The following is a 16,270-nucleotide window of genomic DNA, read 5'->3' as shown; positions in this document are numbered from 1 at the left end:
CTCGAAGAAGCGGCTAGCAGAGGTCAGGTTCACCTCAATAAAGACTCTCGATGTAATCCTCTAGCACTGCCATTTCGGAGGCCGACAAGACGCCGCTGACGATAGCCACGGCGTAGACACTTGCCTCGCTCGGCGGCGAACCCCCACCACCCGCTCCTATCGACAATCCAGATAAGCCCTCAGTCCCCGCGCCACCGCCGGCAGTTTGTGATTTGTTGATGCGGATTGAGCTGGAAGGGCCATTGAATTCGGCTGTGAATATGTAAGGCACATTCACTGCAATAGTCGTATCAGTGTCCACCAACGATCCGCCGGCAAAAATCAGGGGGTGGTCAGTTCCATTGATTGTCATGTTGTGTCGATTCGGGCTGGTACCTGATAACAAAGGACGGGAGGTCCCCGCTGCCGGGACGCTAAAGCAAATAGAGACGGTGCTTGGTTGCGATAACGTAACAGAATTCAGCCCAGCCAGCAGGTCATCGACACCATCGAAATCCAGATAATAGAATGCGCTGCCATCCTGCTGAAGCACTGGCTGAGCGGCCGCCGTCGTTTGAACAGCATGGTGCCCCGGCACCTCCCTCACCGAAAGTTCATCAATCACAATGTCGCGCGACGAGGTGAGCGGCGTACCTCCCATGATTCTCAGCTGCCACGTTGCTGTTTCCGTTGCTGAGGCATGAAACAAGAGCTGTGACACCCCGGAAGCCGTGGTACTCAGCAGTGCGACATCATCGGCGTAAACGCCAAATGCATTCGCGCCCATGTCGCTGCGATCGATAACATCGACTGAGATCAAGTAGCTTTTTCCTGCCTCTGTATCGACACTGAAGCTCACCACTGGCTCGCTGCCACCAACTGCGCGGGATAGCGTGGCTTGCCCACCGGCTACGGTTATGCTGTTTCCACCAAGCTCGGTAAATCCTGTTTCACCACTGCTGAAGTCGCCATTGGTGACGCGCTCTACACCGAGGCTGCCCAATCCACCTTGGCCTGAATCAAGCCATAGCGCGATCGGGTCACCGGGTGATGTCACTGGCTGTGTGCCCGCTTCATCCTGGAACATGGTGCTGAGGTCATTGGTATACAGTACCCCGCCATGCGAACTGATCAGAGCCTGTACCTGCTCCAGCAAGCTCACACCTTCAACGGGAAGCAAGTGCCTATCGACGGCCGCGAAGGCTGTGCGAAATAGCGGCTTAAACATTAATTCCGCCGTAGACGTTCAGTTTTCCTGCACCCGTTACGACGAATTTGCACACGGCGCGACCGAGGTCGGCAACCTCAACAAAGTCTTCGGAATACTGTTTGGCGCTGACAAACACACCTTCTTCCACTCGCACCTGCACATCGAGGGTGCCGCCATTGGCCTTAAAAGCCATAACATACGAGCCACCGCGCATTCGGTACTCGGTTTCTGAATCTGCGCTGGTCACTCTCATGCCTTCACCTCAGTCGCTCACGTCTTAATTAACCTCGTCCGGCAGTTTCCCGCCGGATTCGGGGGTGGTGTTACTCGTCGGCAAATGTCACTTTGAAGTATTGGGATATGCCCGCACCGACCTTGGTACTGTCGACTAATACCGAGCCTTCGAGGGGCAGCTCGCCGAAATCTTCACCAATAAATCCGAGGCCAGAGGTAGGTGACCACTTGACGCGATGCACGCGGATAATAACTGCCTTGTCGGTTTCCGCCTCGTTGAGCCCGTCGAAGATCAGTTCGTACTCATCGCCAGACCCAGTCATTGCTTCGATGGCGTTTCCGGCGACTTTGGTGTAATCGACACCAATTTGATCACCGTCCACGTAATTACCGGAATCGAGCATGACGATGCCGGCACCGGTCACCTGATAGTCAGTGCCGAGAGTCAAAGCGACGGGCGTGCCATCCGGGTCGTGAGTGACGGTTATGGTTTCTCCCTTATCAGGAACGTGGTCGAAGGCCACAAGTCCGTCGGCATAGGCTTCATGCCGTTCGTCAGTCACGGTGCCGGCCGTCACCGCAGCGATTGTTCCCCGCAGCGCGATCTGAAGGTTTTTCGGACGAAACTCCAGCATGGTCATCGCCAGAGAGACCGTTGAAATACGTTGTATTTCATTGGCCACGCCGCCACCGGCCACCTGGTAGTTCGGCTGGGTAACGGAATTGGTTTCAACGCTCAAGGTGAGCGCGGAACAGTTACCAATGGGCATCGCTCCGCCGCCAGAAGTCGACCGCAGGTAAATCTTCCCTTTGCCCATGTAGCTATAGGTTTGTTGAGCCATGGTTTATGCCTCGTGTTTTTCAGTAAAGGTAATTCCCACGGGCATTGCCGCGAGGGTGTGAGGTGAGTCGGCGGATAACGCAAACTCGGCCGTTCCGATATCAGGGGCGCGAACCCCTGGTATTGAGGTGATTTCAGCTTCCCAGTTGAGGGCAAGGGCGCGCCGCACGTCGCGCATGCAGTCCTTCAATAGGTCGGCTGGATGTGCCACATCGTCGGTGGCAACAACCAGTCTGAAGCTATCAGCGATTCTGAACTCTCGCCCGGTGCCGCTGGCTTTCTCTACGCTTTGCGTGTCTGGCTGAATTGCTATCAGTGGAAATGTTGCGCTTCGCGATTGAATGGCGTGTGCGAACCAGCCTCTGTGTACGCTCGATCCAGCATCGGTCAGATATCCTGAGTCCTTTGCGATATGCAGCAGGCAGCGCTCGATTGCCTTAGCGATCAAGGTTGATTGGGATTCAGTCATTATCAAAAAATCCGGGTGAAGGCCGTTTGGAATTCGGCGCCGACAACCTCCAGCGCCTCCTGATTAACGTCGCGGCGAACGTTTTTCCAGGCAGAGCCGACACTCGGACCATAAAGCACACGCCAGTCATCTCGTCCTCTGCCAGTACGGATGGCCATTGCCACATTGCTCCCGTCACCCGAAACACCGCGATTCAAGAACACAATAAATCCGCCAGCCCATTTCGTGGATGAGCCACTCCGCTTCACTCGAAATGGCTGAATGCCCGCGGCTTTTTGTCCGCGAGCGATCCCCCTACGCTTATCGCCCTTGAGTTTTCGCCTGGCGCTTCTAGCTGGAGTGGTCGCTATTTTGTCGCCACCGTATCGGTAAAGAGTGGTTGGCCTTGCCCGCCCACTGATGACGGTACGAAGGTCCCCCGGCTGCGCTTGGCGGGTAATTTGCAGGTGCTTTTCGACGTAACTGCGCGTCAAATTAAGCTCGGAATGAATTTTGTCTACACCACGTTGACGTGCAAACTCACCGCCTTTATTGAGGGCCTCGATGAATGCAGTTTCCGCCTTGTTTGGCGACTTTCGAATTCGGTCTGCAAACTGATCGAGCTGACCAGCGTCAAATTGTTCTCCAGTCATACATTACACTTGGCTGGCGACCCAGCGCATGATCTCGCCGCTGGCTTCAATTGGGTCGAGTAGACGAAATACTTCGCCGGTGTCGTCGTCCTGAACCAGGGTGCCGCGCCCAACGCTCCCGACTTCAGAACGAAATAACTCGACCTCAATTCGGGTTGCTGTTACGACACCAAAGCCCCTGTTGTCGGAGCCGGCGCCGAATTCGTCGGTGACTTCAGCTCCTTTATCGATGATCGCGCCAACACCGGGGATAGGCCCGGCGCCGGGCGGCGTGACGGTAACGGTTGAGCCAAAGGCTCCACGAGCCATGACCGTCATTGCGGCTGTCATCGATTTGAAAGACATCAGCCGATTTTTACCTGTGCCAATCCGTTCGTGGACGCCGTTAAAGCGACACCAATTCGCACGCCTGCAGCGATCGGCAAGGCTTCTCCCGTGTTCCACTCCACAACGTCCCCGGCAGCTACGGTGGCATCGGCGGGAAGTTCAAACACGCCTTCAGTGATAATAGTCACTTCAGAGCCGCTCTCAGCTGCATTTACTGCAACGCCAAAGAGGCCTTCGCCGACGAGCACGCCTTGGCCAGAGACCAGGGCCGCCGGCGCTGTTACGGTGATCGCCTCACCCTTTTGCACATAGTTTTTCATCTCAAATCCTCTCGATTTCAGAGACAGGAGGACCACCCCCGCCAGCGGCAGGGGAAAGCCAATTAATGGTTCTCAATTAGGGTGTGATGGTTGCCCGGTGGATGGTGCGGAAGGACATTGGGGCCACGCCGCAGTCGATGCGAACTTTGTGGGTAATGCCATCGACTTCAAAGCCACCTTGTTGATCCAGGAATGGAGACTCGTTGCCGTCCAGGTACGCTACTTCGATGGTGTCGTACATGCCGGGGCTGGCCACGCCGTAGATCTTATCCGGGCTGTCATCGTCCAGACGGGCTTCCCCAATGACTTCCATGGAATTACGGATCGGGTTGGGAACCCGGTCGTTGGCGTAAGCCGGATCGAACTCTGCGGCCAGAATTGCCTTGGCCGTAGATTCCCGGGTAATGGGTGTGAGTAGGTAAGCAGGGCGAATACCGAGCGACGCGCCACCCTCTTTCTGGGTGCCCATTTTTACCTTCATGCCGTCGAGGGCTGCCACGTCCAGCGCATCTGGGGTAGAGGTGTTTTTGTGATCTGCGTGATACAGACCCTTGTTGTCACCCATCGTGGGACCGGAAATCAGCGCGGCATACACCGCGTCACCGATGGTGCGACGGGCTGCACGACCAAACATGCGAGGGATGCGATCAAACACGGACAGGTCGTCATTGATGATGGCCTGGCGCGAGATTGAGAACAGCTCACCGTAGGTCAACAGCAAGATCTTTTCTTGACGGTCGCTGGTGGTGACATACTTGAACTCTGCACCCTCTGCGACTTTGCGCAGCGATGGGAACCGCGAAAGGTCCACTCGACTTGCCTCGCGGAAGTCAGTCAGAATGCCCTTGCTGGTCCACTTTTCGAAGGTTTCTTCCACCTCCTCATAGCCGCGTAGCATGGATTTGTGGGCCACATCCGACAGAGCGATGGAGAAATCCCCTGTGCTATGGGTGAAGGCATTCGCTACCAAAATACGGCGATCCGTCATACTGGCCACGCCGACACCGTTGTCGACCAAAGAGGCTCGTGCCAGCTCAATGAGCGTCATGCCCGCGTAAACATTACCACTCTCGATTTCCGCGACACCTACCCGGGCAGACAGCGCATTGCGGATGGAGTCTCGCACCAGGGCGCCGTTGCCGACGTGGATCTGGGACGCTGAGGGCCTGCTGGGTTCGCGGCCTTTGCCCATTTCGTCCAGCAGTGCGGCGCGAGCCTGCTCTACTGTGCAAGTCATATCATCGAGGCAACGATCACGCAGTTCGGGATAGTCGAAGTTCTCGAACGCAGCCCGTACTTCAGTACGGCGCTGGGTTTCAGCAGCTTGGAAATCAGCCACTGTGGGAACCTGCGCGGCGGGCGCTGCAGGAGCAGGTGTGGGTGCGGGCTCTGCTGGCGCCGCAGGAGCAGCGGGCGCAGGCGTGTTTTTCGGCTTGGGCTGATTGCCGCCACCGGCTGGAATGGAATTAAACATATCTTCAAGCCTCAACATCGTTGATTGAAAGTTAGCCACGGCCTCAAGGGGCTCGGCGAGTGAATCGGCGAAGCCCTTCTCGACGGCTTCCGCCCCGGTCAGCCACGTTTCAGCGGCGATCATTGCGGTGATTTCGTCATCGGGCAGCCCGGTTTTGCTTCGGTAGGCCGAGAGCAAACTGGTTTCGACCTTGTCCAACAGGTCGGCATCTTCCCTAAGCTTTTCGGCATCACCCATGGAATTAACCCAAGGTTTGTGGATCATCATGAAAGCGTTTTCGGGAATGGTGATCGTGTCGCCTGCCATTGCGATGACCGAGGCGATTGATGCTGCGAGTCCATCGATGTGGACGTTTACCTTGGCGGGGTGATTCCGCAGCAGGTTGTATATGGCGAGGCCTTCGAAAACAGCCCCACCGGGCGAATGGATCGACAGATTGATGGTGGATACATCGCCGTAGTGGTCCAGGGTGCGCTTAAAGTCAGCGGCATTGATGCCCCAGAAGCCAATCTCGTCGTAGATTGAGATATTGAGGGCACCGTTGGCAGCGGCACTCATGGCGTACCAGGTTTCCGCCCCTGCTTTTGCCAGTGGCTCGGTGATCCGCACCGCCGCAGACGCCATAATGGCGCTATTCATCATCGTCCCCAGCGCTGCTACCGGAAGTAGTGGCTTTTTCATCGGCGTTTTTGCCTCCTGTGGAATAGTGTTTGTGGTAAGCATCGGAGTCGAACACCAGGCCATGATTGCGGTTTTCATCGATTTCCTGGCGCCGTTGTTTCTTGACCTCGGCGATGTTGCCGCCACGGGCACGGACGACCTCGGCCTCGGTGGCAAATCCATCGGCGACCAGACCTCTCCATGCTTCGCCTTCTTTCTTGGGATCGATCCATGGCATAACGGGGCCGATATAAACGGCGTTAAATACAGTGCGCTTTTCGACGCCGACCGGGATTCGAATCTTTCCGGCGGCGATGGCCACCTCGAGCCAGCGTCGGTAAACCCGGCGGGCGTATTGGTCGATAAAGGTGTTTTGCAGAACTTCGAAACCGGACTGCGACTCGACCAGCTCTTGGCGTTGTGCCGAATAGCTGCCGTTGTAATCTCTGGCCAGTGACGAATAGCTGGTGCGAGTACCCGCGGCCACAGCCCGTAACATCGCGTTTCGGAAGCCTTCAAGCAGAGCCGAGGGTCGATTGCTCTCGATGGTGCCCACGTCCTCGCCGGGAGCGAGGCCGTCGAAGACCATGCCCGGGCCAAACGGAATGGTCCGCTCGCCGGTTTTGGCGTCAGGTTCGGTGTTGGGCGCATACAGTCCCGGGTCACCCTTTTTGATATAGAACGCCAGCGCCGCCGCGATACGGGCGGCCACACGCTCGGACTCTTCGTAATCTTTGATATCTGCGAGCCGGATCATGACCGGCGCCAACAGGGAAACACCACGCACCTGGCCAATGCGTTTGCGGGTGGCGATATGGATCATGTCGTCAGCTTTGACGAACTTGGTGTCGGCCTTTAACGAAACTGAGTCTGCCGGGTGCTTTTTGAATATGTGGTAGCCCTTCACCCTGCCCCACTCGTTACGCTCTACGCCCTGGGTAATACCCCTCGTGGCGTCGTCCTCGTGCGGCAGGTAGTCTGGCTCCAGTAGCTCGAGCGCAAATGGCACCTCGGTCAGGTGCGTATAGCTGGGCACGTTACCCGCAATAAAGCTGGCTAAAGCCTCGCCGTCTCGCAGCCAAGTTCTGGCCACCAGTCGTTCTACCTCGGGGCGGGACAGCATGCCGGAGGCTTCCGGTCGCAGGCTCCATTCGCCCCACGCAGATTTAATCTGAGCGGCTAACTCAGTGGCGACATCTCCGGTCGTCAGCAGCGGCAAGGGCTCAATTCCGATCCCTTTCGACCCCACGACGCGCTCCTCGAGTTTGTCGAACAACCCGGTAACGATGTCGTGATTTTCATCCAGGGCCCTGGCTTGGTCCCGCAGGGATTTGGCTGAGGCTTTGATCGCCGCGTTAGCTGAGCGGCGCTCGGTCTTGGCCTTGTGAGTGCGGGATGGGTGTGCAGCCTCATAGGCGCGGATTGCCAGCCGAGCAGCCACACGGCTGGCGACCATGCCGGGAAACAGCGGCGCCAGCGCCCGGTCAATCCAGTTCATGGCCATTAATAAAATCTCGCGAATCCGAAGGGGCGAGTGCTCTGGTTACCAACGCGGCGCTCCCACTCCCTGCGGCCTCGCTGAATCTCGCCGAGGTTTTCCCGGGTATAGGTCTTGCCGTTCCAGGTGATGGATTTGCCCTCGAGCAAGGCCAACTCGGCCTCCATGTATTTGTCGAGCATGTCTTGCGCTGTAGGTGTCGGCATTTACTTGAGCCATCCTCCGCCTGATTTGTTGATGCCCAGCCAATCGTTACCGCCCCCGCCCGTTGTCCGGGATCCATTTTTATCGAAGGCGCCTTTTTCAGGGCGGGGAGTTGCCTCCTCCGCCGTAGGCTTTTCCGGTCGCGGTTTGCGGTATTCCGCGTCGAGGGAGAAACCGAATCGTTGTTGCGCAATGCGCAAAGCAGCCAAAGCCCCTACACAACAATCGAGGGCCTCGTTGCGCCGTCCCATGGAATCCCAGCGGTAAACACGCTGGCCCTTTTGGATTTTGCTTCTCTTTACCTCTGCAACCAGCTGTTTTAGCTCTTCCTGGTCGCAGATGTCTGAATTGGCCGGCAGGTGTATGCACCCTGGCACAGCCTCAGCTGGCTCGGGCTGAATTCGAAGTCTGGAATAAATGACTTCTTTGGCGTTGTCTGTACCAACCATGGTGAGAAACACGCCTTTGCGATTCCGTGATCTGGGGAAGTCAGCGATGGGTTTTCCGTACTGGCTAGCGCCCTTTGTCGGTATGACCCACATAATCCCGAGCTTTTTAGACTGGGCATAGACTTCGTCGGTGTAGTGACCACCTGAATCCCATGTCCACATTTTCACGCCCAGAATCTGACCATCGGCACGGGTGTACTGCTTGCGGATCCGTTCTTCTACTTTGCGCTGAAGCTCCTCCCCAGCTGGGTCGCCGTAGAGAATGAATCGATCGACGAGCCAGCTCTCTTCCCCTGGGCCATATGCCCAGACGCGGCCCTCGTATCGATCGTCCTGCGTGTCGATACCCCCAAACAGCGCAACCGCCCTGTCAGGGACTTCCGGGAAAACCTCCCGACGGTTGTACAGGTGCTCCCATTCCAGGCCTTCGCCGGTTTCGTCCTCCCAGGTCTCGCCCAGGGTGGTATTGACAAAGGTCTTTAACTTGCTCGCATCGCCCTTGGCCTTGAGGAAGTCCTCAACTATCCGAGCCCAGGTGGTAAATGGGCTGTAGGCTGTCCACACGTGAAACGTGATGTGTGCCGGCGTGGTCGTTGGCGTTCCATCAGATGAAAAGAAGTCCACCCCGTCCCGAGTGAATACGCCTGTGTTATCACAGACCCAGCGACCTTCGTGGGCGGAATGCACTCGTCCGGCATCATTCAGTTCATGCTGTTTGATGACACAGGCCCCTGCCCGGCAGAGGTAAAAGGCCGTGGCGGCTCGGGCCTCAATGCCTTGGAGCTCGTTATTCCACTTGATGCCGTAGTTGCAATCCGCCCCGCCCCATTCCAACACTTGCTCGGTTCCGCAGTGTGGACACGGCACCCTGAATCGAAAGTAGTATTCTGATTCGCTTGCCGCCTTCTCAATCTGGCATTCGCCCCGAGTTTTCGGCGTTGACCCTCGAATCGATTTCCCGAACGTTGAGCCCTCGAGGCGCTTGTCGCCAAGTGTGGTCGGCGAGCCCTCTTTTTCGATATCTGCATCGAAGGCGGCAAGCTCGTCATAAATCACCACGTCGACCGACTTCTCCCGGTAATTCCGGGCTGCCTTACCGCCGTGGATGAACAGCTGTTTTCCGTTCGAGAAGCGTTTTTTGTCGAGGGTATTGTCTCGGTGCTTCATCCCGCACCAAGGAGCCAGCTCCTTTAGAGGCGGCACATCCCGAATGGCGGTATCGACGTGAGTCTTGGAAAAGTTCTCGGCATCCGTGTCGGTCGGCGAGAATGACAGGACATTTCGACGCTTATGCTCCAGATAGTAGGCAATCGCTGCCAGGAGCATTTTCGTGTACCCGAGGCGAGCGCTTTTTACGACGTTCACGACTCGGACCGCGTCCGAGCCCATTGCGTTAAGGATCGCCACCTGAAAATGCAATGTCGACCACCGCCCCTCGTGATATGAGGATTCGCTGGACAGATAGAAATTTTCGTCGGCCCATTCCGTGGCCGTTTTTGGCTCAGGCCGCACCAGGGCGGTCAAGCCAGCCCGGGCGGCCTTCTGAAAATTCCTAATCTGTTTCGGACAGGGTCTCGACATATTCCTCGACTAACTCGGGCAGGAGCTCGTCGACTTGCGCAGCTGTGTTACGGGCCTTGGCGATTTCTCGCGTCAGCGCATCGATGTGCCTGGGCTCCAGATCAGGATGAGCCCGCCGCATGGAAAGCGGTAAAGTGTCCAGAATAGTCGCAATCTGGGCGGCAATCCGAGACAGGGCGAAGGTCGCGAAATCCGTCGAAATCAGTCGCCCCTCCTTTTCTTCGTTCTTCAGCTCCTGGGCAATTCGGCGGGCTTTAGTGAGTTTGTACTCCTCCTCAAGCCTGCCTTGGGTTACCTGGCGAGCACTCTCCCGATCTTCATCGTCGAGGTTGCGATCGATTTCAGTGGCACCCCGCTTTTCAACCCAGATACGGCAGAAGTCCTCGAGGTTGTAAAAGACTTCACGGCCAACTCGGCCGGCAGGCCGAAGGCCCCATTTCCCGAGGGCTTGCGGGGTAATGGTCAGCGCCTCGAGGATTACCCGCTTGGAGATGGTGCCGGGGGGTGCCTGTCGGGCTTTGACGGTGCTCATATAAATAGCAACCTGCCTAAAAAAATTTCATACATAGCCAAACCCCGAGCCTCCGCGCCCCCGTATGCCTCCCCCCCTGGGAAGGACCCGCGGGCCACCAACAGGTCAAGGCTTGGCAAGCATCGCGGCCGCGATCGCCACCGAGCAGACCGCCAAACCAGCCATGACGATCGAGATGACGAGCGGCCATTTCGCACTGATGGCCTTGTCTTCTCGCTCACTGATTGCCTGGGCAGCCGCTTCAGCTCGTATGTATTTCTCATTTAGGGACCGCACCTCTCCGCTCACGCCATCCAGTTTGGTCAGCACTGCACCGTACTGTTCGCTCATATGCGATTCCAACCTATCCACCCTGCCCTCCACGGTCTTCAGCCTGTGGCCGTGGTCGCTCAGAGTGTTGCCATGACGATTGATCTCGACCCATTGCCGGTGATGTTCGTCCGCTGGTGAGTCTTGGTTCATGTCAGTCCTTAATCGCTGTGCCATCGTGTCGTTCATGCTGAAGCACTCAAACCTGGCCAACGTTTCGCCGGTACAGGTACAGCGCCAGGGAAGCCAGCAGCGTTATCAGCGCAGTGTCTGGGGAGGTGGCAGGGTCAATCGCGAGTACAGCCGATGCACCTATTCCGATTTTTGCCATCGAGGTTGACGCTTTGCCCGAATTGTCTTTGCGGGTGTCTTTATCAATCAGAATCTTTCCAGCCTCGACCAACGATGGCAGGTACTTGATCAGCGGCGAAAGAACTTGGCGCAACAGTGACTTCATTGTGATCTCCTATTCGCAGACAGCTTCTTGGAATGCACGCATCACTCGACGCATCCACCCTCGCGCAAAGTGGTCGTCCAAATCGTCAAGGAGCGCGTAGTAACGGGCCCGTTCTGCCTGGTAGTTAACGACAAGGTGACTGGATTGGTGCTGCTCCAGGGCTCGCTGACTCTTTGGCCCCCATAGGCCATCGTCCGCCGCTCCAACAGCCAGCTGCAAAAGTCTAATTGCTCGGCCAACCCCGCAGTTCACCGCACAATCAAATACCAGAAAATCCAGCGGTTCTGGCAGTTTGGGTAATCGACTCCAATAGTCGCGGTAGTAGATTCCTGCGGCATCGTCTTTGGTCAAAGAGGCGATATCCAGATCAGGATATTGCCGTTTGCTAATGCCGTACTTCGTTTCGCCGCCAGGATCATCGGGGTTATTGACATATCCCCCCTCCTCCTCGATGACAAAGTTCACAGCCGAGCGAAAAGGCATGGCATCACCAGAAACAAAAAAGCCCGGCAAACCGGGCAATATTGGGGTAGTTAGCATATTAATGTAGTTACAGAAAACACTTGCCGACAACAATTAATGTAACTACAATAATAAACATGGATATCGAATTCGACAGCAAAAAAAGTGCCGCCAACACCGAAGAACGGGGTATCAGCTTTGCACTCGCTGCAGATTTCGATATGGATAGCGCCCTTGTCGTCATTGACGACCGCCAAGACTACGGCGAAGTCCGCTACCAAGCACTGGGCTACATTCACTCACGGCTTTACATGCTGGTGTTTACCGAACGCAACAACCGCATTCGCGTAATCAGCTTACGCAAAGCCAACAAGCGGGAGGTTTCCGCATATGAAAAAGCAACCCAATCCTGAAAAAATCGATACCGAAAACCCGGAATGGGACGACAACATGTTTGCCAAAGCCCGGCCGGCTTCCGAGGTGTTACCTAAATCGCTGATGGCCGCGGCCAAACGCAAACCTGGCAGGCCCTTGGCACAGGTCAAAAAAGTGCAAACGACCATGCGTTTCGACCCGGAAATTCTTGAGGCCTTTAAGAAAACCGGTGCTGGCTGGCAAACCCGTATGAACGATGCCCTGGCAGACTGGCTAGAAACGCATGATCCGGGAACAAAGGTATAGCGACAGAGAGGCGACCAACGGCTTAAGACACTGACTTGAGCCTAATTAAAACGCCCTGAAATCGGCTTGGCTATGGAAAACTCAACATAATCATCGCATACGCCGTGAACTCGGAAGGCCCTGTAGAAGCGAGGCTCGCCCTTAGATCTCCAACCCCCTGCGCCGGCACTCTTCCACCCACGCCGTCGTCGCTGGCCGCAGCTCTTCACGTAGTTTTCGTTTCACCTCGTCCCAGGCTTTGCGCTCCTTTGAATCCGGCCACGACCCCCGTGTATGTTCAAATAGCGTCCGAATATGGGGCTTTGGCCCTTGCCTGGCGTCGTCCCACCGCCGCAGTTCAAAATTAAGCATGGCAGCTGCCCTGGCCTTTGGCACCATTTCCCGATAGGTATCCAGGATCGGGTTTATAATTGAGAATACTTGCTGAACGCTAGGATTTGGCGCACACCGCCCCCGCAGTTGATCGGGATACGGCGCTGGCAGCGAATTAATGACGTGCACGTAGCGAGACTTCAGAAAATCCACATCCTCAAGCGGAATACCACTCCCGCCCCCACGCTTTGTCGCCACAGCATGAACACAGTGCTCCCCCGGCTTCCGCCAATGGCGAGGGGTATAGTGCTTATCTGACCGAGCGCTGTTGTTAATCCAGTCTGCCAACCCGTTCTCACTACGCAGTTCACTCACACTGAGCACAAACCTCAAAAAGCCCTGGTACTCACTGTAATCGCTCTGGGGTTTTTCCGCCGACGTCATACCACCTCCTCTATAGTGCCAGCCATCCGAAAAAAGCCGCTGAGCGTGTATCGTCGTTGCTGCGGCCTGTCCAGCCCGTCGCCTGTTCAAACAGCCGCTTGTTCTTGGCCCAGTTGCCCCGCTGCGGTGGCTGCAAAACTACCTTGGCCCCGTAATGGTTGAGCAATCTCACCAACTCTTCCTGCGCCTGCTGCACCCGCCCCACCTGCATGGCTATTTTGCTCTGGGCTGCACTGCTCGCATGCCGATTTCTCTTGTACACAAAGGTGTTCACCATCACGTCTTCAATACTGAAAAGCATGCCTGGTTCGAGGCGTTCTACTACCTCGATCGCCGTAGCCATGTACAGCTCCTCCAACAACCCACCGCGGTATATCGCGACGCCGTGTTTATTGGCGTCTGGGTCAATGCCAACGACCACCGAGTTCCCCCGCGCCACCATCAGGCCCTGGCCTCGTCTCGCAGATATGCCAGGGTTCTACTCACACGCTCGCGCTCATACTCCACGTAAGCCGCGTTGATGCGGCCGGGCTCCCTAAGCACCTCGTCGAAATCCTCCAAGCGGTTGATGGCCACATAAATGGCCTGTTGAGCACGCAAAGTGTCAGCACACGAAGATCCCACCGAGAGCTCCTGAGTGGTCCGACCGTCCATCTCCGGCTGCGCAGACATATGCGCATCGATCATGGCATTAATGGTTCGAATAGCCAGGAGTAACGCCGCCTCGCTTTCACAGTGACAGACCAGGCAGATAACTCTACTGGCAGCCACGTCCAGCCCGTTTTCAGTGCAAAAATGCTCTGGCGTAATCGCCCATTGAAAATCGGCGTTGGCCACCCGCGGTGAGGCAAACGCGCTCGGACCGAAATACGCATCGATCATCAGCTGGATGAAATGGCGAGACTTCTTCAGGTCCCGAATACCGTCCTTCGACTGCCACCGAAAAACGTACTTGATAACAGAACTCTCCGCGCCAGGGAGCTGGTTCGCTAGCCAGAAATGCGCAGGCTGGATTTTAGCGTTCTTATAGTGACCACCGCCCACCTGAACACTCCACGGACTGTCAGCTTGCTTTTGCGACACTGAGCGCCTCCGCATTACCGGAAACCGCATTCAACTGCCGCGCGACCGCATCAATGGGCGACCGATGGTCAAACACCCCGACCAACCTTGGACAATGGCCATGAATCAGGCCTTGTGTGGCCACCGTGTTGGCAAACACCGCATTGAGCAAATACCCCGAACGATTGGTAAACACCGCAATCGGCGACTCCGCTGGTGCCGACCGAATACGCCCAAGAATCACATCCACGCTTGAAACACTCACCGTGCCACCTCTCCGTTGCTGGTTAAATCACGTTGCACGCCGATGGCACCCTCCACCCGGCAGTCATTCGCCACCCCGGCCCGCTGTCGTTGGGCGTAGGTTTGCGCAAAATTCGATGGAGTCCCCCCCGCGCCGCCTGCCATCCGCTGCCGCCGGGATTCAAACTGCGCCAACGAGTTGATCAGCTTGTGCTCCCACTGCTCCTGCCGAAACATCCGGCCGTCGGCCTGCCAAAAAATTCTGAACTCGTTCAGCGCCTCCGGAGAAAACATCTCGGGAGTTAATCCTCGCAACTCCAGCAGCTCGCCAAACCGTTTCAGATCGGGCAACCACTCAAGCGACATCGAAAATGCCGCGCGTGTTACCTGTTGTTGTTGAGGTTCTATTGGAGAGTTCATTGGAGAGTTAGACTGAACATCGTTCAGTGCCTCAGTGTCGTGAGGTTCAGTGCCTCGTGCATGAGGTTCAGTACCTCGACTAAGGTACTGAACGTCGTTCAGCGCCTCATTTTTACGCCTCTGGAGGCCGCTATTTGCTTGGGTTTCAGAGCCTTGCAAATCAGGCACTGAACCTCGTTCAGTACCTTCAATATTTGGTGTTTCAGCTTCAGGCGCTGAAGGAGGTTCAGTGCCTTGGGTAGGTGGGAAGGCAATTCTGTAATGATTGAGAGCCCAATCTCGGCCGCGCTGTCGCCGCTTGTGAACCGTAATAAATCCCGCCTGTACCGCCTTTTCAATGTGCGTACACACCGCCCTCTGACTCAGCCCCGCATTCGCGGCAATGGTCTCCGTCGACGGAAACGCTCCACCTCCGTGATCGTCCATATAGGTGGAAATCACCAGCAACACCAACTTCGTTGTTGACGCCAAATCTGAATTTAAAATAGCGCTCCGCCAGGTGAAAAAGTTCACCGCTACCTCCTGCTGACGCACCTTGTTATCTACGCCAACTGGCAAATTCGCTTACCAGTTGAATGAAAAAGCACCCGCCACCAAGGTCGCATCGGCTACCCCAATGGCGGGTTATCCCCTAAGCTGTCAACGTCCCGAAAACAACTCAGAAAGGATTCTGTTATGGCAGACCCAAGCTCACTTCAAGTCGCCGTTATTTCCGCATCTGCCGCCATCGCCGGCGCAGTGATTTCACAAGTAATTGCGCTAGCTCAAGCCAGTCTCGACAGAAAGCACCGACGTCGTATTCTTCTCCGCGAACGATACGAACAACTGGCTGATCACATAACTGACAGCCAGGAATGGCCGAACACCCTGCTAACATGTGCCTCACATGACGAGCTATCGCGCGTGCCTCATCCGATGCATGCCCGGAAGGCTCTAACGCTGTCGTCGATTTACTTTCCGGAGCTTCAAGGCGCCTGTCAGCGTTATCTAAACTCATGCGTCTCCTTCAGGATTTTTCTGATAGACAACTACCGCCCTTGTGCTGGCAGCCACGAAGTCGGCAACAACATTGCCGCACATAACCCAACTGGCCTTGATGAAGCTGCAAAGAAAGCGCTTCTCGCACGCCAAGCCATAGATGAAAAAATCATCAAGCTCGCCTCAAAGTACGCCAGGGCGTAAATGCTGTAGATCCATACATGCCCAAATAGCCAACTTACTCAGCCAACCCGATTGGGGTTTAATAATCATCAGGCGGCCTGCTCCGGCTCACCGAAGATATCGGGCCGGAGGTCGTAGCGGGTAACAGCGCCTTTCGTGGCCTCTTCAATGGCGACGCAACGCTCACCGGGAACGCGACGAGCCCCATTTGCCCATTGAGAAATAAGGACCGGAGTTATGTTTAGAGCTTTGGCGATGCTGCTTTGCAGCCCACGCTCTTGTGAGACGTATTCATCTAGAGTCATGCTG

24 protein-coding genes are annotated in these 16,270 nt (G+C 56.2%); 3 read left to right on the top strand and 21 right to left on the bottom strand.

Features of this window, described 5'->3' with window-relative positions; genetic code table 11:
• Window positions 1-34: 34 nt before the first annotated feature.
• The 15 genes from HCU74_RS08410 to HCU74_RS08340 all read right to left on the bottom strand — a co-directional run bounded on the left by HCU74_RS08410 (window position 35) and on the right by HCU74_RS08340 (window position 11,752).
• Window positions 35-1,207, bottom strand: coding sequence for a hypothetical protein (locus HCU74_RS08410; RefSeq protein WP_168449934.1), 1,173 nt, complete (start codon window positions 1,205-1,207; stop codon window positions 35-37).
• Window positions 1,200-1,442: a hypothetical protein gene (locus HCU74_RS08405; protein WP_168449933.1), complete on the bottom strand. Its 243-nt coding sequence runs from the start codon at window positions 1,440-1,442 to the stop codon at window positions 1,200-1,202. Before HCU74_RS08405 ends, HCU74_RS08410 begins: the two co-directional genes overlap by 8 nt.
• Before the next feature lie 70 nt (window positions 1,443-1,512).
• Window positions 1,513-2,265 carry a phage tail tube protein gene (locus tag HCU74_RS08400; protein ID WP_168449932.1) on the bottom strand — a complete coding sequence of 251 codons (753 nt, stop codon included), beginning with the start codon at window positions 2,263-2,265 and terminating at the stop codon, window positions 1,513-1,515.
• Between the two features lie 3 nt (window positions 2,266-2,268).
• Window positions 2,269-2,733: a hypothetical protein gene (locus tag HCU74_RS08395; protein WP_168449931.1), complete on the bottom strand. Its 465-nt coding sequence runs from the start codon at window positions 2,731-2,733 to the stop codon at window positions 2,269-2,271.
• Between the two features lie 2 nt (window positions 2,734-2,735).
• Window positions 2,736-3,365, bottom strand: a complete 630-nt coding sequence (locus HCU74_RS08390; RefSeq protein ID WP_168449930.1) for a hypothetical protein — start codon at window positions 3,363-3,365, stop codon at window positions 2,736-2,738.
• A 3-nt stretch (window positions 3,366-3,368) separates the two neighbouring features.
• A complete protein-coding gene (locus HCU74_RS08385) occupies window positions 3,369-3,710 on the bottom strand; it encodes a head-tail joining protein (RefSeq protein WP_168449929.1) in 342 nt (113 codons plus the stop codon).
• The gene (locus tag HCU74_RS08380) at window positions 3,710-4,012 is read right to left on the bottom strand and encodes a DUF2190 family protein (protein WP_168449928.1); all 303 of its coding nucleotides are present in this window, start codon (window positions 4,010-4,012) and stop codon (window positions 3,710-3,712) included. Before HCU74_RS08380 ends, HCU74_RS08385 begins: the two co-directional genes overlap by 1 nt.
• A 76-nt stretch (window positions 4,013-4,088) precedes the next feature.
• On the bottom strand, window positions 4,089-6,167 hold the full coding sequence (locus HCU74_RS08375) for a ClpP-like prohead protease/major capsid protein fusion protein (protein ID WP_168449927.1): 2,079 nt from the start codon (window positions 6,165-6,167) through the stop codon (window positions 4,089-4,091).
• Window positions 6,118-7,644 (bottom strand): phage portal protein, encoded by a 1,527-nt coding sequence (locus HCU74_RS08370; protein ID WP_168449926.1) that lies wholly within the window; start codon window positions 7,642-7,644, stop codon window positions 6,118-6,120. Before HCU74_RS08370 ends, HCU74_RS08375 begins: the two co-directional genes overlap by 50 nt.
• A gap of 5 nt (window positions 7,645-7,649) precedes the next feature.
• The gene (locus tag HCU74_RS08365; RefSeq protein WP_168449925.1) at window positions 7,650-7,850 is read right to left on the bottom strand and encodes a primosomal replication protein PriB/PriC domain protein; all 201 of its coding nucleotides are present in this window, start codon (window positions 7,848-7,850) and stop codon (window positions 7,650-7,652) included.
• Window positions 7,851-9,821 carry a phage terminase large subunit family protein gene (locus HCU74_RS08360; protein WP_210425154.1) on the bottom strand — a complete coding sequence of 657 codons (1,971 nt, stop codon included), beginning with the start codon at window positions 9,819-9,821 and terminating at the stop codon, window positions 7,851-7,853.
• 28 nt (window positions 9,822-9,849) lie between these two features.
• Window positions 9,850-10,410, bottom strand: a complete 561-nt coding sequence (locus HCU74_RS08355; protein WP_168449923.1) for a terminase small subunit — start codon at window positions 10,408-10,410, stop codon at window positions 9,850-9,852.
• A 105-nt stretch (window positions 10,411-10,515) separates the two neighbouring features.
• Window positions 10,516-10,908: a hypothetical protein gene (locus HCU74_RS08350; RefSeq protein WP_168449922.1), complete on the bottom strand. Its 393-nt coding sequence runs from the start codon at window positions 10,906-10,908 to the stop codon at window positions 10,516-10,518.
• Between the two features lie 10 nt (window positions 10,909-10,918).
• Complete coding sequence (locus HCU74_RS08345) at window positions 10,919-11,176, bottom strand: hypothetical protein (protein ID WP_168449921.1); 258 nt, start codon at window positions 11,174-11,176, stop codon at window positions 10,919-10,921.
• Window positions 11,177-11,185: 9 nt separating this feature from the next.
• Window positions 11,186-11,752 (bottom strand): glycoside hydrolase family 108 protein, encoded by a 567-nt coding sequence (locus HCU74_RS08340; RefSeq protein ID WP_168449920.1) that lies wholly within the window; start codon window positions 11,750-11,752, stop codon window positions 11,186-11,188.
• Window positions 11,753-11,775: 23 nt separating this feature from the next.
• Between HCU74_RS08340 and HCU74_RS08335 the strand changes: the two genes are divergently transcribed.
• Both HCU74_RS08335 and HCU74_RS08330 read left to right on the top strand, forming a co-directional pair.
• On the top strand, window positions 11,776-12,051 hold the full coding sequence (locus tag HCU74_RS08335; protein WP_168449919.1) for a BrnT family toxin: 276 nt from the start codon (window positions 11,776-11,778) through the stop codon (window positions 12,049-12,051).
• Complete coding sequence (locus HCU74_RS08330) at window positions 12,029-12,319, top strand: BrnA antitoxin family protein (protein WP_168449918.1); 291 nt, start codon at window positions 12,029-12,031, stop codon at window positions 12,317-12,319. Before HCU74_RS08335 ends, HCU74_RS08330 begins: the two co-directional genes overlap by 23 nt.
• 141 nt (window positions 12,320-12,460) lie before the next feature.
• Here the strand turns inward: HCU74_RS08330 and HCU74_RS08325 are convergent, their stop codons facing one another.
• From HCU74_RS08325 to HCU74_RS08305, 5 genes are all read right to left on the bottom strand, one after another.
• The gene (locus HCU74_RS08325; RefSeq protein ID WP_168449917.1) at window positions 12,461-13,075 is read right to left on the bottom strand and encodes a hypothetical protein; all 615 of its coding nucleotides are present in this window, start codon (window positions 13,073-13,075) and stop codon (window positions 12,461-12,463) included.
• A gap of 10 nt (window positions 13,076-13,085) precedes the next feature.
• Complete coding sequence (locus HCU74_RS08320) at window positions 13,086-13,418, bottom strand: hypothetical protein (RefSeq protein ID WP_168449916.1); 333 nt, start codon at window positions 13,416-13,418, stop codon at window positions 13,086-13,088.
• Between the two features lie 98 nt (window positions 13,419-13,516).
• Window positions 13,517-14,158, bottom strand: a complete 642-nt coding sequence (locus HCU74_RS08315) for a DUF3310 domain-containing protein (RefSeq protein ID WP_210425153.1) — start codon at window positions 14,156-14,158, stop codon at window positions 13,517-13,519.
• Window positions 14,139-14,402, bottom strand: a complete 264-nt coding sequence (locus tag HCU74_RS08310) for a hypothetical protein (RefSeq protein ID WP_168449915.1) — start codon at window positions 14,400-14,402, stop codon at window positions 14,139-14,141. The genes HCU74_RS08315 and HCU74_RS08310 overlap by 20 nt, the downstream gene beginning before the upstream one ends.
• The gene (locus HCU74_RS08305; RefSeq protein WP_168449914.1) at window positions 14,399-15,313 is read right to left on the bottom strand and encodes a DnaT-like ssDNA-binding domain-containing protein; all 915 of its coding nucleotides are present in this window, start codon (window positions 15,311-15,313) and stop codon (window positions 14,399-14,401) included. Before HCU74_RS08305 ends, HCU74_RS08310 begins: the two co-directional genes overlap by 4 nt.
• A 162-nt stretch (window positions 15,314-15,475) precedes the next feature.
• Between HCU74_RS08305 and HCU74_RS08300 the strand changes: the two genes are divergently transcribed.
• Window positions 15,476-15,982: a hypothetical protein gene (locus HCU74_RS08300; RefSeq protein WP_168449913.1), complete on the top strand. Its 507-nt coding sequence runs from the start codon at window positions 15,476-15,478 to the stop codon at window positions 15,980-15,982.
• Window positions 15,983-16,050: 68 nt separating this feature from the next.
• Here HCU74_RS08300 and HCU74_RS08295 read toward each other — a convergent pair whose 3' ends face one another.
• Entirely contained in the window at window positions 16,051-16,266 is a 216-nt protein-coding gene (locus HCU74_RS08295) for a transcriptional regulator (RefSeq protein WP_168449912.1), read from the bottom strand.
• Window positions 16,267-16,270 lie beyond the last annotated feature (4 nt).

Source organism: Spongiibacter thalassae (genome assembly GCF_012272835.1).
Lineage (GTDB): Bacteria > Pseudomonadota > Gammaproteobacteria > Pseudomonadales > Spongiibacteraceae > Spongiibacter > Spongiibacter thalassae.
The sequence above is the reverse complement of the archived record's forward strand: the minus strand, read 5'-3'. Positions and strand labels throughout refer to the sequence as shown.